The sequence below is a fragment of the Paenibacillus sp. FSL H8-0259 genome, assembly GCF_037963255.1.
GTDB lineage: Bacteria > Bacillota > Bacilli > Paenibacillales > Paenibacillaceae > Paenibacillus_AQ > Paenibacillus_AQ phytohabitans.
In genome coordinates, this window is sequence record NZ_CP150147.1 from 4,879,797 (window position 1) to 4,902,013 (window position 22,217).

The following is a 22,217-nucleotide window of genomic DNA, read 5'->3' on the forward strand; positions in this document are numbered from 1 at the left end:
ATTATTCTGCCAGCTCTTCGTTGTCCAGCACTGCCTCGGTATGATCACAAGAAGTGCATTGCAGCTTAGTTCCCTGTTTGTTGCGCTTCTCTACCATCCAGGAGCCGCAGACAGGACATGGTTTAACCGACGGTCTATCCCAGGATACAAAGTCACAGCCCGGATACTGATCGCAGCCGTAGAAGACACGGCCTTTCTTGCTGCGGCGCTCAACAACCTTACCCTCATGACATTTCGGACAGCTTACTCCGATATCCTTGATGATCGGCTTCGTATTACGGCAGTCCGGGAATCCGGAGCAGGCCAGGAATTTACCGAAACGGCCCAGCTTGTAGACCATCGGCTTCCCGCATTTCTCGCATAGCTCATCGGAAACTTCATCTTCAATCTCAATTTCCTTCATTTCTTCTTCGGCGTAGAGGAGACGTTTCTCAAAAGATTCATAGAACTGGGCCAGCACTTTCACCCAGTCCTCAGCACCTTCCTCCACATGGTCAAGATCCCCTTCCATATGGGCTGTGAATTCCACATCCAGAATTTCCGGGAAGAACTCTTCCATTTGCTCTATGATCAGCTCACCGAGTTCGGTCGGCATGAACTTCTTCTCTTCAATCGCTACATATCCGCGCTTCTGGATCGTCTCCAGTGTTGGCGCATACGTACTCGGACGGCCGATCCCCAGTTCTTCCAGCGTTTTGACCAGACGCGCTTCCGTATATCTTGGAGGCGGCTGAGTGAAATGCTGCTTCGGCTCGATATCATGCTTGGTTAAGTCATCGCCGGCCTTAAGCGGCGGCAGATACTTCTCCTCATCCGTTGTGCCGTCATCATTGCCTTCTACGTATACCTTCATGAAGCCCGGGAAAGAAACCTTGGACCCGACGGCTCTGAAAATCGCAGTGCCTGCTGTAATATCCACAGACAGCGTATCAAGCAGGGCTGAAGACATTTGACTGGAAACAAAACGCTCCCAAACCAGTTTATACAGGCGGAACTGGTCACGGCTCAGGAATTCTTTGACCATGTCAGGCTCACGGAGCGCCGAGGTAGGACGGATCGCTTCATGCGCATCCTGGGCTCCCGCAGCTTTCTTGGAATACTGGCGCGGTGTCTCGGGAACGAACTTCTCACCGTATTTGGAGAGGATCAGCTCCTTAGCTTCTTCCTGGGCCGTAGCAGACAGACGGGTGGAATCCGTACGCATATAGGTAATTAAACCGACAGTGCCTTCCTTGCCCAGCTCAACCCCCTCATAGAGCTGCTGAGCAACAGACATGGTCTTGGATGCGCGGAAGCCCAGCTTACGCGCAGCTTCCTGCTGCAGTGAGCTTGTTGTAAACGGAGCGGAAGGATGCCGTTGTCTTTCTTTCTCTTTTACCTCTTTAACCTGGAAGGCGGAATTCTTAATAGCATCCAATACTTCCTGTACATCGCTCTCCTGGCCCAGCTCTTTTTTGTCGCCATTGAGCTTGTGGAACTTGGCTTCGAACAGGGAATCGCGGATGCCCAGCTTCGCAGTAATACTCCAGTATTCTGTGGGAACAAAAGCAGAGATTTCGTTCTCGCGGTCCATAATAATCTTCACAGCTACCGATTGTACCCGTCCTGCGGACAGGCCTTTTTTGACTTTCTTCCATAATAGGGGGCTAATCTTGTATCCGACGAGCCGGTCCAGAATACGGCGGGCCTGCTGGGCATTCACAAGATCCATGTTAATTTTGCGCGGAGTCTTGAAAGCATCCTTCACTGCCTGCTTCGTAATCTCATTAAAGACAACCCGGCATTCCTGTGTGTTGTCCAAATCCAGCGCATGCGCCAAATGCCAGGCAATAGCTTCACCTTCGCGGTCCGGGTCAGCTGCGAGATAGACTTTTTTCACTTTTTTGCTGGCATCCTTGAGTTCCTTCAAGATAGAGCCTTTGCCGCGGATCGTTATATATTTGGGGTTGAAATCATTCTCCACTTCCACACCAATCTGACTTTTCGGCAAATCTCTGATATGTCCCATTGATGCCTTTACAATATATTTACTGCCCAGATATTTACCAATCGTTTTTGCTTTTGCCGGTGACTCTACAATAACCAACGCATCTGCCATAGGTTTTCCTCCCAAAAGTTTGTAAGCATATATCCTCCTGAACCTGCCCTCAGGCCCGGCGGAAATCAAGAGTCTATGCTTAACACGGTTACTTCTATATTAAATTACCTTATAAATTGCACCCGGCAATTGTGTTACCGCTTTTTTTATGATTAAAGATAACAGAACTGAATGCAAATGTCCAAAATCCCACCTCGTGGACGCCAGGAGCTCATCGAGTGTAAAGGGGCCTTGATGCAGTATATGGTAAAGGTGTAACTCCTCACTTGTCAATTTCTTTTCGATTAACCCGTCTCCGGCGGAAGGCCCGGAACCGCTTGCCGGAGTCCCTGAAGTACCCTTTCCAGGCAGATAAGCTAAGTATTCTTCCACGATATCCGCGGAGCTTGTTACCACCTTCGCACCTTGTTTAATCAGCTCTAATGCGCCTCTGCTCTTGAGCGAGGTGAGCGGACCCGGGACAGCAAACACATCCCTTCCTGCTTCTAGCGCAGCGTCGGCGGTAATCAGGGAACCGCTTCGGCTGTCTGCTTCGACCACCACCGTGCCGAGCGACAGTCCGGCGATAATCCGGTTGCGCTGCGGAAATAACCCGGGATGGCTCGGGGTGCCCAGCGGATATTCGCTAAGCACAAGCCCGACACGTGAAATCTGCTGCTCCAGCTCACGGTTCTCAGGCGGATAGACCTTATCCAGCCCCGTTGCGACCACCGCAATGGTACTTCCGGCTCCCGTCAATGCAGCTTCGTGACAGACACTGTCAATCCCTCTCGCCAGGCCGCTTATAACCGTGAGACCGGCCGCACTGAGCTGTTCAGCCAGCATTTCACCAATCTTGCGTCCATAGGCAGTAGGCACACGGGTACCAACCATAGCTACAGAAGGACGGGAAGCCAGCTCCAGACGGCCGCGATAATACAAAACCCAAGGCGGCTGAGGGGTTTCCTTTAACTGGACAGGGTACCCTTCATCCAGCAAAGTCACCATCGAAACCCCGCTTGCTTCCATTAAAGAGCGGCGCTGCAGAATCCATTCTTCATTAAAGACAGCGTTAAGTCTGGCCGAAATTTTGCCGCTGATTCCGGCCCGCTCCCAATCTGTAACGGAACAGGACAAAGCTTCATTCGTTAAAAGGCCCGCCTGGCGTATTCTGTCCATACTTTTCCATCCAATGCCTTCTACTTCATTCAAACCGAACAGCAGATCCCGCGTTTCCATATGCACTCTCTCCTATACGGAAGGGCCAGCCTTCCTTAATGATTACATAAACTGCCGAAAAAAGACAAAAAAAGCAACCCTTCACCCCGGTACTCCGGGACAAAAGGTTGCTTACCTTTAAAATGATTATACATGAATCAGAGGTAAAAGCAGTGATCTTTCTGTGATTCTGCAGACTGAGCTCTAGTGGGTGGTGAAAGCATTCAGAATGCCGCGTTCCTCAAGCACACTGACGAGCGTAGAGCCCATCTCCGCAGGCGTTGGCGCGACCTTGATCCCGCAGGACTCCAGCACAGCGATCTTCTCGCTGGCCGTTCCTTTGCCGCCTGAAATAATCGCCCCGGCATGGCCCATCCGTTTGCCGGGAGGCGCAGTAACGCCCCCGATAAAGCCGACTACAGGCTTTGTCATATTCTCTTTAATCCACTGAGCCGCTTCTTCCTCTGCCGTCCCGCCGATCTCTCCGATCATGATGACTGCTTTGGTGCCCGGGTCATCATTAAACAGCTTCAGAATATCAATGAACTCCGATCCCTTGACCGGATCCCCGCCGATACCTACAGCCGAAGACTGGCCGATACCACGCTCCGTCAGCTGATGTACAGCTTCATAGGTTAATGTTCCGCTCCGCGAGACAACCCCTACATAACCAGGCATATGAATATAACCCGGCATAATCCCGATTTTACATTCTCCTGGCGTGATAACCCCCGGACAGTTGGGACCAATCAATACAGTAGAACGGCCCTCCATATATCTTGATACTTTAACCATATCCAACACAGGAATGCCTTCTGTGATACAAATGACAAGTTCCATTTCAGCATCCACAGCTTCCATTATGGAATCAGCCGCGAAGGCAGGCGGTACATAGATCACACTGGCGGTTGCACCTGTAGCTGCTTTGGCGGCAACGACCGTATCAAATACCGGGAGACTGGCTTCCGTGCCATTGTCAAGCGTGATCTGAACAAAGGTTCCTCCCTTGCCCGGGGTTACCCCGCCTACCATCTGGGTGCCGTAATCCAGTGCCCCTTTAGTATGAAATAAGCCCGTAGCGCCCGTAATTCCCTGTGTGATGACTTTCGTATGTTTATCTACAAGAATGCTCATGCGTCAGGTCACATCCTCACTTTTATTGTCGAATATTACACCAGAGCAACAATTTTACGGGCACCGTCAGCCATGGAATCGGCAGCAACTATATTCAGTCCCGACCCGGCGAGAATTTCTTTGCCCAGTGCTACATTCGTGCCTTCAAGACGTACAACCAGCGGCTTCGTTAACCCGAGCTGTCTTGCTGCCTCAACTACACCGGTAGCAATGACATCACAGCGCATGATTCCGCCGAAAATATTAACGAAAATCCCGCTTACCTTATCATCCGAGAGGATGATCTTGAAAGCTTCGGTTACCTTCTCTGTGGTTGCGCCGCCCCCTACATCCAGGAAGTTGGCCGGTTCTCCGCCGTAATATTTAATAATATCCATGGTAGCCATCGCGAGCCCCGCACCATTCACCATACAGCCGATGTTGCCGTCAAGCGCAATATAGCTAAGATCGTATCTGGAAGCTTCAATCTCTTTGGCATCCTCTTCGTCCAGGTCACGGAGCTCCAGAATATCCTTATGCCGGAACAGCGCGTTGGAATCGAAATTCAGCTTAGCATCGAGCGCCATCACATTTCCGTCAGCCGTTACAACCAGCGGATTAATCTCCGCGATGGAGCAATCTTTATCCACAAAAGCCAGATATAGCGCTTGCATGAACTTGACAGCTTTATTTACCAGCTCTGAAGGTATGGCTATGCTGTAAGCCAGTTTACGCGCCTGGAAGGTCTGTAGTCCCACTGCAGGATCAATGATTTCCTTGAAAATCTTCTCCGGATGTGTGGCCGCCACCTCTTCGATCTCTGTACCGCCTTCCTCGGAAGCCATCATGACTACCCGCCCGGAACCACGGTCTACAACCAGTCCGATATAATACTCTTTAACAATCTGGCAGCCCTCTTCAATCAGCAGCCGCTTCACTACCTTGCCTTCGGGTCCCGTCTGGTGGGTGACCAGCGTCTTGCCGAGGATTTCAGCCGCATAGGCACGAACCTCATCACTGTTCTTCGCCACCTTGACGCCGCCGGCTTTACCGCGTCCGCCTGCATGAATCTGGGCTTTGACTACAACTACCGGTGTACTCAGCGCTGCGGCAGCTTCCACTGCTTCCTCCACTGTATAAGCTACTTTTCCGTTCGGTACGGCTACACCGTACTTCTTAAGTACTTCTTTTCCCTGATACTCGTGGATATTCATACCGGAAGCCTCCTAAAGTTTTGCGGTGGCCGTGTAGCAGGCAGCCTGCAGCCATTCCGCATTCCGTTTTGATTGTCCAAAGCCGGGTCCAGACCGGTGAAAACTGGCAATATCCCGGCACATGCAGAAAACCGCCGCCTGAATACTAAATCCGTTAACGGTACAGTTTTCTGCTAGTGGCATATAGAACATATTACAGAGTGATATCTATAATTACCTATATGCCAGAATGTGAAACCCAGAATATTGTAACATGTTTTATAAGCGCTTTCCTTAAAAACTTTCACTATTTATACATACATTTTCGCTCAATTTCATGCCGGAATGCGAACGATTGCATTGACTTTGTGCTGATAGACTATTTCGAATTGCTAATATTGCTCTCATGAACACGGGCGAGCAGGTCTTTGAACTGGCCAAGCAGTCCAACAAACTCCTCGGGGGAGAGCATGGTGCCTTCGGCCATTTTACCGGGAATGCACATCGCATCCTGCTGTAGTGCCAAACCTTGTGCGGTTAATGAAATTAACACCTTCCGCTCGTCCTGCAAGGAACGTTCGCGCAGAATCAGGCCTGCAGCCTGCAGTCTCTTGAGCAGAGGAGTCAGCGTACCGGAGTCCAGGAACAGAGCTTCACCAAGCTCCTTGACCGTACATTGCCGTCTCTCCCAGAGGACAAGCATAACCAGGTACTGCGAATACGTTAATCCGATCTTGTCCAGGTGAGGCTGGTACAGCTTCGTAAATTCACGCGAACAGGCATAAATCGTAAAGCAGAGCTGATTCTCAAGCATTAGCTCCGGAGGGGTCATAGTTTCTTCTTGCATATCTTCTTCACCTGCCTTTGTGACATTAGTTTATCACAATTCATTCATAATATCATGTTAATAGCGGAAAATAGATTGACTTTTATTTTAATTGTGTTAAATTAAGTTGTGTACAATACATTATGAAAACGAACGGGAGCGATTTATAATGATGACTATTCAACAGAAAATGTATGAAACTACAGTAAAAGCGGTTGGCGGAAGACAAGGATATATTGAATCTGAAAGTCCTAAGCTGAACCTTACCATCAGCACACCACGCGAAATGGGCGGCGCCGGCGGTGAAGGCACTAACCCTGAGCAGCTGTTCGCAGCAGGCTATTCCGCATGTTTCGACAGTGCACTGAATATGGTTGCCCGTATGGGTAAAATAAAGATTGAGGGCAGTGAAGTAACAGCAACCGTAAGCTTCGGTAAAGTTGAAGACGGCGGATTCGGCATTGCCGTGAAGATGGATGTTCTGGTCAAAGGCGTAGATCACGACACTGCAGTACAGCTGGTAGAAGCAGCTCACGGCGCATGCCCTTACTCCCGCGCTACCCGCGGCAATATAGAAGTTGAACTGAATGTGCTGTAAGACATACTGCTCAGTATAATTACAAGACCGGGTATACATGTTCTATCCCCAGCCTGCCCTTTATATAGCCATACTTTCTTTAAAGTAAACGCCCTGTCCGGCGGCCCCGGGCAGGGTGTTTGCCGTTGATCGGCAAACTTTATGCTTTGGGTCCCGTGTTAATCTATCCATTTGTCTTCGAGTATTCTATCTAACCCGCACTACAATTAACTTTCAAAAGAGTTAATGATGTGCGTTTCCCGGCGGAAACTCAGCACGACTCTTGGGTGACTACCAGCTGATGGAGTGAAATTCCTTTATATATGCAGATACGGCAGATTTGTATGTCAAACAGACTCAGAATCCTTTAGATGACCAGTTCCCGATCATTTCAGGCTTGAATGAACAAGATAACGCTCACTTAGTATTCCTCCTCTGCCGTCACCTGGCGGTCCAGATTACGGTACTGGACAGCTTCGGCAAGATGCGCAGAACCAATCTCCTCTGCCCCTTCCAGATCGGCGATGGTGCGGGCCAGCTTAATGATCCGGTCATGCGCCCGCATGCTGAGGCCTAGACTCTCCAGAATATGGTTCAGCAGCATACTCTCTTCATGCCTTAGATCTGCGTAACGGCGTAACGCCGCTCCGGAAAGCTCACTGTTCCAGGAGATCGGCAGGTGCCGGTAACGCTTAGCTTGAATAGCCTGAGCCCGCAGAACGTCCTCACGCATCCGCGCTGTAGACAACGCCGGCACATTCCGGTCCCATTCTTTCGGGCGGGGGACATCAACCTGCATGTCCATCCGGTCCAGCAGCGGTCCTGAGATTTTGGCCCGGTACTGGGCGATTCGGGCCGGACTGCAGGTACACCGCTGCTGTGAGTTGCCGTTCCCGAGAAACCCGCACATGCAGGGGTTCATGGAGCAGGCGAGCAGAAACTGGGCGGGAAATGTGAACGACGCTCTGGCCCGGCTGATGGTCACTACCCCGTCCTCCAGCGGCTGGCGGAGCACCTCAAGCACCGTACGGGAGAATTCAGGCAGCTCGTCCAGAAACAGAATTCCGCGGTGTGCCAGACTGACTTCTCCCGGCTTCGGTATTCCCCCTCCGCCAATCAGTCCGGCAGCCGAAATCGTGTGATGCGGGGAACGAAAGGGGCGGAGGCGCATCAGGCCCCATTTGCTGTCCCTCAGCTTACCGGCGGCACTGAATATCTTCATCACCTCCAGCGATTCATCATCGCTCAGGTCAGGGAGAATGCCGGGAAGGCGTTTAATCAGCATCGTTTTGCCTGTCCCCGGAGGGCCGATCAAGATAATATTATGCATTCCGGCAGCGGCAATAGTGAGCGCGCGCTTCACGTGATTCTGTCCAATGACATCGCTGTAATCCTCCTTCATCAGATGATCCTCCCGGCTCGGCGCAAGAACCTTGTTCCCTACCGGCTGATATCTCAGATGGTCCAGCGTCAGCACCTGAACTGGCGGGCGGTTCCTCGGGGACGGCTCATTGCTAACCGATACCGGAAACGGCAGCTCTGTCTGCGGCATGGGTAGTTCCTGAACTTCCGAATCCGGCACTTCTGTAGGTAATCGCGGCTCCAGTCCTGGAGCTGGCTCTACCGTAGACGGAGAAGCCTGAACACCGGCAGCTGACGGTGACAACTCGCGCAAATGTCCGGCAGTATATACACGGATTCCCGTAATCAGCGCCGCTTCGGCCGCATTTCCCGGTGGTACGAGGACTGCCTGAAACCCTGCCCGGCGCGCTGCCTCTACCATAGATAACACCCCATTCACCGGACGCAGACTGCCGTCCAGCGCCAATTCTCCGATGAGCAGCATTTTCCCGGCATCCGGCATAATAAGCTGGCCGCTTGTTGTCAGAATCCCCAGGGCGATGGCCAGATCGAACGCCGATCCCTCCTTGCGCAGATCTGCAGGTGCCAGATTGATCGTAACGCGCTGCTGAGGATAGCTGTAGCCGCAGTTTTTAACCGCAGCCCGGACTCTCTCTACCGCTTCCCTCACAGCAGAATCCGGCAATCCGATGATTATCGTCTGCGGCAGCCCGTTCGCCAGATCAATTTCCACGCCGATCATTACGCCTTCAATACCGTACAAACATGCACTATGCATCTTTCCGTACACAAAAAAAACACCTCTCCTCCTGAAATACGCCCGGAACGGGCGTTTATTTCCAAGAAAAAGGGTGCTTCCTCTTTTTTCCGTTAGCTTTATTATGTTGAGTATACCTATTGCCCCTTCTATCATGCAAGGACTATTTCGCACAAGCCGCTGCACAAATCCCAATTCCCATCCGTCTTGCATAATTGTGCATCTATGACTAGAGAATCAATTTGTTCAGCCTTCCTCACTGGCCACAACGGCATCCCTGATCTGTTCAAAGGACAGCGGCGCATAATTCCAGTGCTCTACACAAATGTTAAAATGGCTGTTGCCTTCATATTTCTGTCCATGAATATGGCCATGCACATTTACGTAAGGCATATGCTTGTTCATATACATAGGTTCATGGGAGAGCATAAAAAACTCTTTATAAATGATCGGGTATTCACTGACCTCGTCAAATCCGGCTTCCAGCCACCAATTACGCCCGCGTCCGCGGTCATGATTACCGAGAATCAGGATTTTGTAGCCGTTCAGCGCAGAAACGATATTCCGGGTAGCCTCCTGATTCAAGAAGGAGAAATCCCCCAGATGAAATACCTTATCCCCTTTGCCCACCACAGCGTTCCAGCTAGCAATCATCGACTGGTCCATCTCCGCGGCACTGCCAAAGGGACGGGATTCGAAATCTATGATCAGCTTATGGCCAAAATGATGATCCGAGGTGAAAAAGACATTAGTCAAAACAGCTCCCCCATTTCAAGTACTTCAGGAATGGCTCATTTATTCCAGTTTCTCTTGGACGAACGCCGATTCACGTCAACCTGAATTAACTCGGCCAAAGGAGGGGTTTCCTCATGCTCGATCAGCCATTGACGCATTTCCTTAATGGCCTCTACCTGACCGTTCCCCTTATCCTTCCAGGTAAGCAGCTCGATGACATTGATGACAAGTGACAACAGGCTGCTGTTGCTGCTTTCCGTTTTTTCCGCACGCATTTTATGGAATAAAGCCTCATGCTCCCAGTCAATTAATATCTCTTCCGCTATTGCAGGCCGCATAACGGTAAATGTCTTATTACAATTGCTGCAGCAGACAACGGACAGAGGCTCTCCGCCCAATTCCGCTACGACTCTGTGCTCGCAATGCTGGCAAGTAAAACTTACCTGTATATCAATCGGTTGATTTCTCACTCGGACAGCCCTCCTCATGGTGACATTAAAAGTTACACTAATGTTTACCCATTTCTTTCAAGAAATGACCCATGGAGCCCATGATATGTCAAGGATAAATAAGCAAAATCGTTGAACACAGGCAAAAAAAGAGCTAAAATGCCTCACGGATATGCCGTAATGAAGCAATACTTAAATCTCTATTTAGCTGTACGGCGATTACATCAAACGAAATCACCGGGTTATTCAGACCCCGCATATGTAAATACACCTGGGCTGTATTTCTCACCTGGCGGATTTTGCGTTCATCCACTGACTCCTCCGGGGTTCCCTGCACACCAGCCCCGCTCCGGCTGCGCACTTCAATGAAGACAATCCCCTCTTCATATTCTGCAATAATATCAAGCTCTCCGCTGCGGCAGCGCCAGTTGCACTCCCTGATTATGTATCCCCGGGAGGACAGATACAGACTTGCCGCCTGCTCGGCAGCAGCCCCTTTTTGCCTGCGGGTGTAATTCGTCCTGTCCGCCCCGTGACTCACTTCGGTCTCCGTTCCCCGGCAGAACGGTCACTCTGATATACATAACTCAGAATCTCCGCGACCAGCTGGTATAGCTGAGGCGGAATCTGCTGATCCAGATCCAGCTTAGAGAGGACCTCCACCAGCGCGGCATCCTCCTGCACAGCAACCCCGTTTTCCTTGGCTTTTTGCAGAATGATATCGGCTACCGAGCCTTGTCCTTTGGCAACAACAACCGGGGCTTCGCTTTGGCCGGGGATATATTTAAGGGCAACCGCCTTTTTGAGGTTCTGTGAAACCTTATGTTCCGACTCACTCATATGCGGTAATCGACTCCTTTGTAGGAATCGGGAACATAATCGGACTGTTTGGCAGGAGCTGCAGCCGTACTCAGCTCAGGCAACGGCTCCGTGCGCAGGCTGGACAGCTGATACCCTATAGACTCAACCGCTGTCTTAATGTCCTCACGGCGCCCTTCCAGCAGCTCCAGCACCCAGGGTTCATTATTATGCAGCTTAAGGCTGACAATCCGGTCAACGACCTGTACGTCTACCATAGTCTGGCCGAGCTGCTTCATATCCAGATCAAACCACAGGCGGCAGTTCGCCGCATCCAGCTCGCCTTTGCGGCCGCGCCGGGACTGGATATGGACGGAAGCCGTCTCCTGGCCGTCCTGCCCCCGCAGCGGCAGGAACATCGTCACCTGCGCGAACGGCGCGGTGCGGTCTGTATTCAGCAGCAGCTGCTGGCCAGTCAGCTGCTGCACCAGCTGGCCCGCGGCTTCCTTGACCGCGGGCGGGACCTCGCTGCTGCCGAGAACCTGCAGCAGCACGCCCTTGAGCGTACCGGCCGCATCCTCCGCGCCGCCGGACGCCCCTTGCAGCGCTGCAGCCGGCAGCGCTGCCTCACGCCCGTGCGCAGCTGCGGCAACGCCGCCGCGCACGGCCTGCTGCTCGTGCTCCGCACCGAGCAGCTTCAGCACCCGCCCCACCCACGACTCCGTGTCGGGGGCGGGCGCCGTGCCCTGCTGCGGCTGCGCAGCCGCAGCAGAAGCGTCCCCGCGCGGCGCAGCGGGGACTTGCCCTTGCCCCGCCGGTGCTGGCGGGGCGGCATTGCCCTGCGGCGGCTGCGCGGCCGCAGGGCCTTCGCCCGCCGCGCCGGAGGCGAGCGGGGCTGTAGCGAGCTGCGGCAGCGTGACGCGCAGCTCGGTGAGCACGCCCTGCAGCTTCGCGAGCAGGGCAGTGCCCGATGATGTGCTCTGCGGCTGCGGAGCACTGCTTACCTGCGCAGCGGCTCCAGAGCCTTCCCGCACTCCTGCAGCTTCGTTCCGGCCAGCCACAGCCGCCCCCGCGCCTTCCCGCGGTCCTGCTGCTTCGTTCCGGCCAGCCGCAGCCGCCCCCGCACCTTCCCGCACTCCTGTGGCTTCGTTCCGCCCAGCCGCAGCAGCACCTGAGCCTGCCGAGTCAGTGCTGCCGTTTCCTTTGGCCGCTGCTGCTCCCGCAGGCTCTGCATCTCCTGCGGATACAGCCTTATTGGCGGACGCCGCCTCGGACAACGGCAGTTTCTGCGCCAGGCCTCCAGGCACTTCCCCCTCTGCTGCAGCATCTGCATTCAAAGCTGCAGCAGCCTGTCCAGCACTTCCTATTGCTTGAGTATTGCCAGCATTGACGTTACCATTATTACTCCCAGTGTTACTTACCATTCCTGATCCAGACTGGGTCTCTACAGAACCGGCTGCCCCCGAAGGAGCACTATTACCTGTTGCGCCAGCTTTCGATGCCGGAAGGTCAGCATCTGCATTGACTCCCGGCAGCACACCAGCCGTTACCGTATTTCCGGTAACAGGAGCTGTGGTCCCGCCTGTGAGCACTCCTGCCGCAGGTTTATTCCCTCCTGCCGTTTCTGCACTCTTACCAGCATCACCCTGCTGGGCCCACACGTTCAGCTCCGATTCCAGCGTGGCCAGCAGCTGATGCAGCCTCGGACCGAATACCGCCTGCTGCAGCCCCTTCACCGTCTCAGCCGTAACCGGCAACCCGCGCTTCACGGAGATAACGGCCGCTTCCAGCCATTCCGAGGCTGGCACACCAGGCGGCTTGGCATTCATGACCGCATCCAGCTTCGCCGCCGTCTCTTTGGTCAATGCCAATCCGCCGGACTGCATCGCCTGAACAATCTCCCGCCCTGCCTTCGAATTCGTAAGGCCAAGCGATTCAATAGCTTCCCCCATACTCTGCGGTGAGGCCTGGGCCGCTTCACCCAGTGAGACAGGCTTCAGCACCGGCAATCCGTTCTCACCAGGTGTACCCACTTGCAGGTTCAGTGTCTGTCCAGGCGTAAGTGGTGTTTCCAGTTCAGCACGGACAGGCGTCCCCTGAATCTGCACCACGGCTTCCTTGCCTGAATCAGACACGCTGAGTACAACGCCGCGAACAACCTGACCTTCCTTGAGCTCTACAGATTTAGGCTCTCCCGCCTTACTGTCCCCGAGCAAGCCGCGAATGAGTGATCCGATATTCATGTTGTCCGCCTCCTGTCTCTTCTATTTAATATCGGAATTATCTGTCCTTTTGATAACTGCATATATCCTTAGAACAATGTCTGCTGCTCGGCAAGAATATTACCGATGAAGCTGCGCCGGTGCATAGGCGTTACACCCAGCGTCTTGATCTGTTCCCGGTGCAGCTTGGTTGCGTATCCTTTATGTAATTTGATCCCGTAATCCGGGTATAATTCCTCCCACAAGCCTTCACAAAGCCGGTCGCGTGTAACCTTAGCTACAATCGAGGCGGCAGCAATCGACTGGCTGCTCGCATCCCCCTTGATGATCGAACGCTGGGGCAAAGGCAAGTCCACTTTCTCTGCATCAATCAGCATATAATCGGGCTGCTGGATTAATCCTTCAACCGCCTTGCGCATAGCCAGACGCGAAGCCTGCTTAATATTTATTTCATCGATCACCGTCGATTCTACATGCCCTACACTTACTGCCAGCGCCTGATCCATAATAATTTCATACAAGGCGTCACGCTTCTTGGCCGTCAGCTTCTTGGAATCATCCACACCCTCAATAATCAGCCCGGCCGGCAAAATTACCGCAGCAGCCACCACATCCCCGAACAAGCAGCCCCGGCCCACTTCATCTACACCGGCAATGTGCTGATAAGACAGCTCCCAGCCTTCTTTTTCATACAACAGCATATCTATTGTGCTCACTTCTATCCACCTGCCAATCAGCAATTTATCCAGTTCCTTTACTAGCCAGCTTAACATACGCGGCCATTATGGTCATCCGTCATTATAATGATTTTTTGACTTGAAGCTCAGCTCTCCCTGCGTTGAATATTTCGATTTCCGGCCGCTTGGTAACACAGGATTACTTGATCTAATCCTCTATCCGCAGTTGAAACTGATTAACACAATTGCTCGCTTTCGCTCCTTCAAGTCCAAAACACTTCTTTTCGCTTTCGTTATTCTTTTGCGTTTCTATCTAGCCTTGCTTGCCATTAAAAAGCCGGGTTAGCCGCTGCATCGTAACAGTCCCCCAATTAACATTCCTGCAGCAAATACAACTTTTCCTTCATTAGTTCCGCTCCAATCCCATAAATGTTGTATAGATTGCAGCATCCCCCTCCTCCAAGCGGCTTAACGGGATTATTATTGTATTTCATACAACAATCCAGCGGAACACCCAGTTATCCATAACCCATAGTTGCATTACCCGTCCCCATCGCCAACTCCCCGTCCTGCCACGCAAAAAAAGAGCCAGTCCACAAACACGGATGGCTCTTCCATTCCACAATTCATTCTTAAGTTAAGGCGTCTCCAGCGTAAAACGCCCAAGCTTGCCGGCACGCAGCTCATGCAGGAGTGCGCGTGAAGCCTTCTCCAGATCTACGCGTCCGCCGCTGAGCAGACAGCCCCGTTTACGTCCTACCGCTTCCATCACGGCAACGATTTCGTCCGGGTTCTCCAGATCCTCAGGCAGCTTGTCGATACCGAAGCGCTCCTGGAACCGGCTGCCGTAATCCTTCACCAGATATTTTACTGCATAGAAAGCGATATCCTCAATGTTCAGGATTTCTTCCTTGATCGCTCCGGTTACCGCCAGCTTATAGCCTACCACCTGGTCCTCGAACTTCGGCCAGAGGATACCCGGGGTATCCAGAAGCTCCAGATTCCCGCCTGTCTTAATCCATTGCTGGCCCTTGGTGACTCCTGGACGGTCTCCGGTAATCGCGATACTTCTGCCCGCCATCCGGTTAATGAGTGTCGATTTGCCTACGTTGGGAATACCGACGATCAATGCGCGCATTGCCCGCGGGTTAATTCCCCTGGAAATCTGCCGGTCAATCTTTTCCTTCAGCAGCAGCTTGACCTGCTCAGGAATCTCCTTAATGCCTGTCCCGGTAGAAGCATCCACAGGATAGGCGACATGGCCCTGTTCCTTGAAGTAAGCAAGCCACTTGCGCGTTGCTTCCGGATCGGCCAGATCCGCTTTATTCAGAATAATCAGCCTTGGCTTATCCCGCAAAATATCGTCAATCATCGGATTGCGGCTGGAAAGCGGCAGACGGGAATCAAGCAGTTCTATTGCAATATCAATCAGCTTCAGCTTATCCTCAATTTGCCGTCTAGCCTTCGTCATATGACCAGGAAACCATTGAATGGCCATTGCCGTCACCTCCTTTGACTTCTGTCAGCTTAATGGTTAATTACTGTAATATCTTTGACCGGCCAGAAAATAAGGTCCGCACGGCCGACAATATCACCCAGCGGCACATAACCGATCATCCGGCTGTCTGTACTGTCTGAGCGGTTGTCCCCCATCACAAACACATGTCCTTCCGGCACTGTGCCATCCGTAAAGTCTTCATTCGGGAAGTTCTTATTGTTGTACAAAGAGTTGTTATTATGCGCATCATCAATTGCGCCCTGGATATACGTTTCATTTACCGGTTCGCCGTTCACAGTTACGACATCCCCTTCAACTTTTACCGTATCGCCCGCTACACCGATGACACGCTTAATGAAGTCTCTGCCTTCAGACGGCACATGGAATACGATGACTTCACCACGCTGAGGTGTACGAATATCATAGAGAATTTCATTAACAATAACCCGTTCGCCAGTATGGAAGTTAGGCTGCATGGAAGGTCCGTCCACGATAAACGGTTTGAACAAAAGCCAGCGTATTAGAATAACCAGAACCAATGCAATTGCTATCGCTTTAATCCATTCCAGGACTTCATTTTTTGGCTTCCGGGGGCTTTGGCCGTCAGATTCTATGATCTCACCTTGCCCGGGCTGCAAATCCTGCTGCATAGTTCACCGTCCTCTCCATATGTTGTTATCTCCACTATACAATACAAAAAAACTCCTGCCAAAAACTCCCCCGCGATTACTCCTTCAGGAGGCCTTTTCGGAGAAGCTGTTCCTAAGGCACATATTTCTTAAATCAATGTTTTCATTACATAGTAAGAATAAACGAAAGGGGCTTGAACTCAAGCCCCTTTCACTTGCCGCTATTCTAGCGACGGATTTCTTTAATTCTTGCAGCTTTACCGCGAAGTTCACGAAGATAGTACAGCTTCGCACGACGAACTTTACCACGGCGAGCCACTTCAATTTTCTCGAGCTTAGGGGAGTTGATTGGGAATGTTCTTTCCACACCAACACCATAAGAGATTTTACGAACTGTAAAAGTCTCACCGATACCACCGCCGCGACGTTTGATTACAACGCCTTCGAACAACTGGATCCGTTCACGAGTTCCTTCGATAACTTTTACATGCACCTTCAAAGTGTCACCCGGGCGAAAACTCGGGATATCTTTGCGAAGTTGCTCTTGCGTAATTGCTTGTAGGATATTCATTTAGGACTTCCTCCTTCCGTACAGGTGTTCTTGCCTCTTCCGGAGAGCCATTGCTCTCCCTCATTATCCGCAGAGGACCACCGTATTCCACACAACAGAAATAATATTACCACACGGCAGAAATAAAGACAAGTATAAAATTCAATATAGAAGAATATATATGCTTCGCACTATAAATTCCCCTTCTATTTCTCGCTGAAACGGTACCGTCCTGTTAAGGACGGCATAGCGTTGCTACTTGTTTAGAGTGGCAGCATATCCCGTTTCTTCGCTTTGACCTTGCAATCCTTGCAGAGTCCGACCACACTTCCGTTATCCTGGGCATAAAAAACCAGCTTGCCGTTTCTCTTCTTACAGGAAGAGCAAAGCTGATCTGCAGCGTTCTGCTTAGCCTTGCGGTGCCCTTCCATAGATATTACGTTGCTGGCTTTAACCGTTATTGGTGCTTGAGGCTGCTCCCTGTTCATCCGGTTGCGGGAAATTACATAAACAACTGCACCAACCAACAAAATAATGAAGACCGCCGCATATTGCATTTGGCTCATCCGCTCCTCTGACTTCATCAGTCAAAATAGTAAACAGACCTGGTTCCGCCTTACCTTCTGTGCCGGTCTGTTCCAGCTGCCAGGAATGATTATTCCGGTCTTTAGATCTAACGCTAGTTTAACATATTGCATCATCAAAATGTAGTCAACAGGCTTACTGGACTATGGTCCAGTACAGCAACCCGCCGCCAGCCCGTTATCCATATATTTTCCATAATATATAATAATAAATATACATAAGCAAATTACTAACCTTCAGGAGGGTATATATATTGAAGAAAAATCACAACACCGCAATTGTTGCAGCAGTAGCCGTCTTTTCCATCGCTTTACTGGCCGGATGCAGGGAGCTTCCCGGTAAAGAGGCAGCAGATCATCAGCTGGAGCAGCGTCTGTCCGGAAACTTCCAGCAGGAAGCCGCAGAGGCGGTTAAGCAGAGCATCGGAAAGGCAACCGTCTCGCTAGGAGATGCAGTCCAGACGACAACAGACAGGATTGAACAAAAGATTAATGATGAGGGTATCAGCAGAGAATTCTCCACCTCCCTGCCGGCGGGTTCAGCCTCTGAATTTAAGCTTGATAATGTTCTGGGTGAAATCAGCTTAGTTCCCGCTTCCGGGGACGAGATTGTTGTCAAAGCCACCGTTGTTGTCCATGATCGTTCGTCTAACGACGACGCTTCCGAGGTACTTGACCACGCTGAAGTATCGATTGAACATAAAAGTGGCGTGCTGACCGTTTCCACTCACGGAGAGGATAGCCCGAAGAAGAATCTTTGGGACTGGTCACAGAAGGAATACGGGCATTCAGACTTCAGTATTAATTATGTAGTTGAGCTTCCGGATACAGTGAACTATGTTGAGATCAATAATAATGTAGGCTCCACACAGCTCCGCGGTCTGCAGGGTACCTTTGATATCGTCAGCAATGTCGGAAGCATCATTTTTCAGGATACTGTTTTCACAGGCAAATCTTCAATTAAGTCTAATACAGGAAGTATCGAGCTTGGTATTTCCAGTATGGATAGCGGCAGTAGTCTTAAAGCTGAAAGCGATATAGGTAAAATATCCGCCGATCTTGCCAGTTCAGTACAATGTACTGTGGAAGCTGAGAGTGAGCTGGGCCATATAGCCGGCGCTGCAGGCGGCAAGCAGGATTATAACGGCGGCGGTCCGCTGGTAACGCTAACTACCCAGATTGGAGCAATATCCGTTAATAATTAGAAAAGTGGGCGTTCCTGTTTTCCAGGAGCCCACTTTTTAATTTGTGCTCTTATCAGATCAGCGCAATGGCCAGCAAAGTAAACAGGCTGAGTGTAAGGATTTCGCTGCCATAGCCGAAGTACCCCCCATAATAATTCCCTGCGCCCCCCGGATAGAATGCCGAGATTTTCATTTTGCCGTTGCCTTTTGTTTTCAGATACACATTGTTCTGGTCCACATCCACAATAACCCCTTCATGACGTTTGCCGTCAGTGGTCATAATGCGCACCCGCTTATTTTTACAATGGAGACAATTATAATAAGCTTCCATCTGCTGATTCCTCCTCAATCGTGTTTCTGTATCTTATGAGGGGAGGGATAAGCCGGTAACGGCAATAGCCATGAGGCAAATGTCTATAATTATTGCAGCTGTGAATTCAAGAACTTGTGAACATTGTGTATCATTTTTCGAAGAAAAGGGGTATTATTAAGATAATAATACGAATTGAAGCGCTTACGATTGTGAACAATAATCTACAATTCATAAGGAGGCAGGAATCATGAGCACAGCAGGCAGACGTTTCATTAATGAAGGAGTACTTCGTATCGCCTGGTTCATCATATTCACATCGCTCACCTACACGGTGCGCAATTATACTTGGGCTATTGTACTGCTTATGGTTGTTGCTGTATATTCACTGGTCACCGGGATCATCATGCTTACCCGCCAGGATAGGGACAGGGGCAGAGCTTAACCGGCGTTATTCGCATAAAAGTTAAAAACACTTCCACAGAGCTAACGGCCCTGACGGAAGTGTTTTTTGGATCGGAGTAACAGGATTCGAACCTGCGGCCTCATCCACCCCAAGGATGCGCGCTACCTGGCTGCGCTATACCCCGACATCTATGTATGCTTGCCTACAAAATAAGATACGCGCCCTCTTTTAACAATATGCCCGAAAACGGTTACTTCCTGTTTATATTTTATATATACCGCAGAATTATTTTACTTTCAAGTACATTTTATATTTATTTTTTTAAAACTATTATTCAAATTTTATGGATTTTTCATATAAGCTATGCTATACTCTTGGCACAAGGAAAGGAGGTGCGTTCACATCAAGCATGACATGCTGAACGTATCCCTTACCCGGACCAACGGCTGAATCACTGGCCCTGGTGGCGCGGGATACGGATCAAAGGTACAAACTAGCGCCTCGGGTAGAAAGACCGTCTACGGACGGTCTTTTTTTATGGGATCAGAATGTAGACGGGTTGTTTTGTGTCTATAGATCTGTTTCTCTACACTCCATCACGAAATAAATAACCGCTAAAGCCAGCGAACTTAGGGTCCGTCTGTCTTTAGCGGTTATTTGTGTGCTCTGCTACAGTATCACCGAGCCTATGGAACCTGCTTCCAGGGTCTTGTTCATTCCTTGAGTTAGAGGGTTACGATTTACGATTCTTATAGAAATCAATAATATCGCTTACTGTGCGGAGCGGCTCCGCCTCCTTGTGGACAGTGTCCACGGCTGGCTTGAAGGGTTCATGCGTATTCGTAGTCACTTTCAGTCATTCCTTTCGATAATTAAGCTAGCTGCGTCTAAAGCTGCATGTATGATCGCGGCACCTCTATTCATTACCCTAAAAAAAGGGCATTAACGCACATCCGCTCTTATTTTTTGTGTGAATCTTCTGTGTCTGCTAATTTGTTCTATGGATTTGATCAGTCTCCACTTCTCAGCACATAGCAAAAAACGCCTCCCTAACGTAATATACGTTAAAAAGACGCTATCTATGACTCTTCTCCGGGCCCAATTTTCATTTATTTGTTATTCAGGCTTGCCTGCTCCTGCAGCCGCTTCAGTGTCAGCTTGTCTTTCGCCGAAAGCTCTGCTGTCTCCAGCAGGTCCGGTCTGCGCTCAAGTGTGCGCTGCAGCGCCTGCTCGCGCCGCCATACCTCAATGTTGGCATGATGTCCGCTCAGAAGCATATCAGGCACCTTCCAGCCGCGGAATTCTGCAGGACGGGTATAATGCGGATATTCCAGCAGCCCCGTGCTGAAGGAGTCGGTTACTGCAGAGGTCTCGTTACCCAGCGCCCCCGGCTGCAGCCGCACTACCGAGTCAATGACAGTCAGGGCAGGCAATTCACCGCCGGTCAGTACATAGTCGCCAATCGATAGCTCGTCCGTCACCAGATGCTCGCGGATCCGCTCATCATAGCCTTCATAATGGCCGCAGATGAAGATCAGATGCTGCTCCTGCGCCAGCTCCTCTGCGATCTGCTGATTATACGTCTGGCCCTGCGGACACATGAGAATTATCCGCGGCTTCGCCGCCGGTTCTATAGCGGATTCAGCCGCACCTGCTTCAGTGCTGGTCTCAGCCAGCACATGCTCTACCGCCGCAAAGATCGGGTCTGGCTTAAGCACCATCCCCCCGCCTCCGCCATACGGCGTATCATCCACGCTGTTATGCTTGTTTCCTGAGAAATCACGGAAGTTCACCGCATTCAGCGATACGATGCCTTTGTCACGGGCTTTGCCGAGTATGCTTGTGCCGAATACACCTTCACACATCTCCGGAAAGAGTGTCAGCACATCAATCCGGATCATGGAAGCAACCCTTCCATAATGTGCACCGTAATTTTTTTGGCCTCGATATCCACGTCAAGCACTACATCATTGATGACCGGAATCAGAATATCCTGGCCTTTGGCCGGCTTCACCACCCAGACATCATTGGCACCAGGCTGCAGAATCTCAGTGATTGTACCCAGCGGCTGGCTGGCGTCTTCATCGGTGTACACTTCACAGCCAACGATTTGGTGGAAATAATATTCGTTCTCCGGCAGTTCCACCAGGTCATCGCTAGGCACTTTAAGCATACTGCCTTTATATTTCTCCACCTCATTAATATTGGTATAGCCCTTCAGCTTGGCTATAAACATACCTTTGTGTTCTTTCGCGGATTCTACCGTCACCTCGAATTTCGGGCTTCCGTCCGCCGGAATCAGCAGCAGCTTTTTGCCGGGTGCAAAGCGCACTTCCGGGAAATCGGTATGCGACAGGATTTTGACCTCTCCGCGGATACCGTGGGTATTCACCAGTCTGCCTACTGTTAACTCTTCCGTCATGTGATCCTCTCCTTTGACAAGTTTCGACTATCTATATATTTCAACAAAAAGGAGCCGGGATATACTATCCCTAGCCCCTCATTGTACGCACACTTAAGATAAAATATCTACGGTAACGCGTTTATCGCTCTTGACTGCTGCAGATGTAACTACGGTACGAAGCGCTTTGGCGATCCGCCCCTGCTTGCCGATGACCTTACCGACATCATCAGGATGTACGGAGAGCTCATAGACAATCAGGTGATCCTTCTCCACGGTCCGTACGGTCACATCCTCTGGATGATCCACTAAAGCCTTAGCAATAACACCAACTAATTCTTCCATAGAGGACCCTCGCAATCAGTCATTATTTCTGTTGCTTCAGCTCATGGAACTTCTTCATCACGCCAGCCTTAGAAAGCAGGTTGCGGACGGTATCAGATGCTTGTGCACCTGTTTGAAGCCATTTAAGAGCTTTTTCCTCATCAATCTTAACGATTGCCGGTACTTCAATCGGATTATAATAACCGATTTCCTCGATAAAACGACCGTCACGAGGGGACCGGGAATCGGAAACCACTACACGGTAGAAAGGCGCTTTATGTGCTCCCATTCTTTTCAAACGAATACGTACTGCCACGAAATTCACCT

General features: G+C 50.8%; 24 protein-coding genes and 1 tRNA gene. 3 read left to right on the forward strand and 22 right to left on the reverse strand.

From position 1 onward, the window contains the following. Position 1: 1 nt before the first annotated feature. The 5 genes from topA to NSU01_RS20975 form a co-directional block, all read right to left on the reverse strand. Positions 2 to 2,098 carry a type I DNA topoisomerase gene (gene topA, locus NSU01_RS20955; protein ID WP_039295145.1) on the reverse strand — a complete coding sequence of 699 codons (2,097 nt, stop codon included), beginning with the start codon at positions 2,096 to 2,098 and terminating at the stop codon, positions 2 to 4. A 99-nt stretch (positions 2,099 to 2,197) separates the two neighbouring features. Next, on the reverse strand, positions 2,198 to 3,316 hold the full coding sequence (gene dprA, locus NSU01_RS20960) for a DNA-processing protein DprA (RefSeq protein WP_179093591.1): 1,119 nt from the start codon (positions 3,314 to 3,316) through the stop codon (positions 2,198 to 2,200). A gap of 183 nt (positions 3,317 to 3,499) precedes the next feature. Further along, complete coding sequence (gene sucD, locus NSU01_RS20965) at positions 3,500 to 4,429, reverse strand: succinate--CoA ligase subunit alpha (RefSeq protein ID WP_042138171.1); 930 nt, start codon at positions 4,427 to 4,429, stop codon at positions 3,500 to 3,502. Between the two features lie 35 nt (positions 4,430 to 4,464). After that, complete coding sequence (gene sucC / locus NSU01_RS20970) at positions 4,465 to 5,622, reverse strand: ADP-forming succinate--CoA ligase subunit beta (RefSeq protein ID WP_076246949.1); 1,158 nt, start codon at positions 5,620 to 5,622, stop codon at positions 4,465 to 4,467. Positions 5,623 to 5,980: 358 nt separating this feature from the next. Then, positions 5,981 to 6,448: a MarR family transcriptional regulator gene (locus tag NSU01_RS20975; RefSeq protein ID WP_042138172.1), complete on the reverse strand. Its 468-nt coding sequence runs from the start codon at positions 6,446 to 6,448 to the stop codon at positions 5,981 to 5,983. Between the two features lie 148 nt (positions 6,449 to 6,596). On the opposite strand from NSU01_RS20975, the gene NSU01_RS20980 reads away from it, so the two are divergent. Then, positions 6,597 to 7,025 (forward strand): organic hydroperoxide resistance protein, encoded by a 429-nt coding sequence (locus tag NSU01_RS20980; protein WP_039295134.1) that lies wholly within the window; start codon positions 6,597 to 6,599, stop codon positions 7,023 to 7,025. Between the two features lie 400 nt (positions 7,026 to 7,425). On the opposite strand, the gene NSU01_RS20985 is transcribed toward NSU01_RS20980, so the two are convergent. From NSU01_RS20985 to NSU01_RS21035, 11 genes are all read right to left on the reverse strand, one after another. Next, positions 7,426 to 9,156 carry a YifB family Mg chelatase-like AAA ATPase gene (locus NSU01_RS20985; RefSeq protein WP_076246952.1) on the reverse strand — a complete coding sequence of 577 codons (1,731 nt, stop codon included), beginning with the start codon at positions 9,154 to 9,156 and terminating at the stop codon, positions 7,426 to 7,428. A gap of 213 nt (positions 9,157 to 9,369) precedes the next feature. After that, positions 9,370 to 9,879: a metallophosphoesterase gene (locus NSU01_RS20990; RefSeq protein WP_076246954.1), complete on the reverse strand. Its 510-nt coding sequence runs from the start codon at positions 9,877 to 9,879 to the stop codon at positions 9,370 to 9,372. 35 nt (positions 9,880 to 9,914) lie between these two features. Continuing rightward, positions 9,915 to 10,328, reverse strand: coding sequence for a hypothetical protein (locus tag NSU01_RS20995; RefSeq protein WP_052421921.1), 414 nt, complete (start codon positions 10,326 to 10,328; stop codon positions 9,915 to 9,917). Between the two features lie 133 nt (positions 10,329 to 10,461). Further along, entirely contained in the window at positions 10,462 to 10,848 is a 387-nt protein-coding gene (locus tag NSU01_RS21000; RefSeq protein WP_076246957.1) for a YraN family protein, read from the reverse strand. Beyond that, complete coding sequence (locus NSU01_RS21005; protein ID WP_039295123.1) at positions 10,845 to 11,147, reverse strand: EscU/YscU/HrcU family type III secretion system export apparatus switch protein; 303 nt, start codon at positions 11,145 to 11,147, stop codon at positions 10,845 to 10,847. Before NSU01_RS21005 ends, NSU01_RS21000 begins: the two co-directional genes overlap by 4 nt. Continuing rightward, positions 11,144 to 13,348 carry a hypothetical protein gene (locus tag NSU01_RS21010; RefSeq protein ID WP_076246959.1) on the reverse strand — a complete coding sequence of 735 codons (2,205 nt, stop codon included), beginning with the start codon at positions 13,346 to 13,348 and terminating at the stop codon, positions 11,144 to 11,146. The genes NSU01_RS21005 and NSU01_RS21010 overlap by 4 nt, the downstream gene beginning before the upstream one ends. Positions 13,349 to 13,416: 68 nt before the next feature. Next, a complete protein-coding gene (locus NSU01_RS21015; protein WP_231575431.1) occupies positions 13,417 to 14,028 on the reverse strand; it encodes a ribonuclease HII in 612 nt (203 codons plus the stop codon). A gap of 613 nt (positions 14,029 to 14,641) precedes the next feature. Further along, positions 14,642 to 15,502, reverse strand: coding sequence for a ribosome biogenesis GTPase YlqF (gene ylqF / locus NSU01_RS21020; protein ID WP_039309356.1), 861 nt, complete (start codon positions 15,500 to 15,502; stop codon positions 14,642 to 14,644). 29 nt (positions 15,503 to 15,531) lie between these two features. Next, entirely contained in the window at positions 15,532 to 16,152 is a 621-nt protein-coding gene (gene lepB, locus NSU01_RS21025) for a signal peptidase I (protein ID WP_076246963.1), read from the reverse strand. Positions 16,153 to 16,357: 205 nt separating this feature from the next. After that, positions 16,358 to 16,702, reverse strand: a complete 345-nt coding sequence (rplS, locus tag NSU01_RS21030) for a 50S ribosomal protein L19 (RefSeq protein WP_039309361.1) — start codon at positions 16,700 to 16,702, stop codon at positions 16,358 to 16,360. A 242-nt stretch (positions 16,703 to 16,944) separates the two neighbouring features. Then, positions 16,945 to 17,247, reverse strand: a complete 303-nt coding sequence (locus tag NSU01_RS21035; RefSeq protein ID WP_144026165.1) for a hypothetical protein — start codon at positions 17,245 to 17,247, stop codon at positions 16,945 to 16,947. 272 nt (positions 17,248 to 17,519) lie between these two features. On the opposite strand from NSU01_RS21035, the gene NSU01_RS21040 reads away from it, so the two are divergent. Further along, positions 17,520 to 18,470: a hypothetical protein gene (locus tag NSU01_RS21040; RefSeq protein WP_076246966.1), complete on the forward strand. Its 951-nt coding sequence runs from the start codon at positions 17,520 to 17,522 to the stop codon at positions 18,468 to 18,470. A gap of 52 nt (positions 18,471 to 18,522) precedes the next feature. Here the strand turns inward: NSU01_RS21040 and NSU01_RS21045 are convergent, their stop codons facing one another. Then, positions 18,523 to 18,780: a hypothetical protein gene (locus NSU01_RS21045; protein WP_076246969.1), complete on the reverse strand. Its 258-nt coding sequence runs from the start codon at positions 18,778 to 18,780 to the stop codon at positions 18,523 to 18,525. Between the two features lie 229 nt (positions 18,781 to 19,009). Here NSU01_RS21045 and NSU01_RS21050 point away from each other — a divergent pair, with 229 nt between their 5' ends. Then, on the forward strand, positions 19,010 to 19,204 hold the full coding sequence (locus NSU01_RS21050; RefSeq protein WP_039309369.1) for a hypothetical protein: 195 nt from the start codon (positions 19,010 to 19,012) through the stop codon (positions 19,202 to 19,204). Positions 19,205 to 19,271: 67 nt separating this feature from the next. On the opposite strand, the gene NSU01_RS21055 is transcribed toward NSU01_RS21050, so the two are convergent. The 5 genes from NSU01_RS21055 to rpsP all read right to left on the reverse strand — a co-directional run bounded on the left by NSU01_RS21055 (position 19,272) and on the right by rpsP (position 22,206). Further along, positions 19,272 to 19,350 (reverse strand) — tRNA-Pro (locus tag NSU01_RS21055). Between the two features lie 924 nt (positions 19,351 to 20,274). Further along, positions 20,275 to 21,063: a tRNA (guanosine(37)-N1)-methyltransferase TrmD gene (gene trmD, locus NSU01_RS21060; protein ID WP_076246989.1), complete on the reverse strand. Its 789-nt coding sequence runs from the start codon at positions 21,061 to 21,063 to the stop codon at positions 20,275 to 20,277. Continuing rightward, positions 21,063 to 21,587: a ribosome maturation factor RimM gene (gene rimM / locus NSU01_RS21065; protein ID WP_076246971.1), complete on the reverse strand. Its 525-nt coding sequence runs from the start codon at positions 21,585 to 21,587 to the stop codon at positions 21,063 to 21,065. The genes trmD and rimM overlap by 1 nt, the downstream gene beginning before the upstream one ends. A gap of 93 nt (positions 21,588 to 21,680) precedes the next feature. Beyond that, the gene (locus NSU01_RS21070) at positions 21,681 to 21,911 is read right to left on the reverse strand and encodes a KH domain-containing protein (RefSeq protein ID WP_019910364.1); all 231 of its coding nucleotides are present in this window, start codon (positions 21,909 to 21,911) and stop codon (positions 21,681 to 21,683) included. 22 nt (positions 21,912 to 21,933) lie between these two features. Then, positions 21,934 to 22,206: a 30S ribosomal protein S16 gene (rpsP, locus tag NSU01_RS21075; RefSeq protein ID WP_039309374.1), complete on the reverse strand. Its 273-nt coding sequence runs from the start codon at positions 22,204 to 22,206 to the stop codon at positions 21,934 to 21,936. Positions 22,207 to 22,217 lie beyond the last annotated feature (11 nt).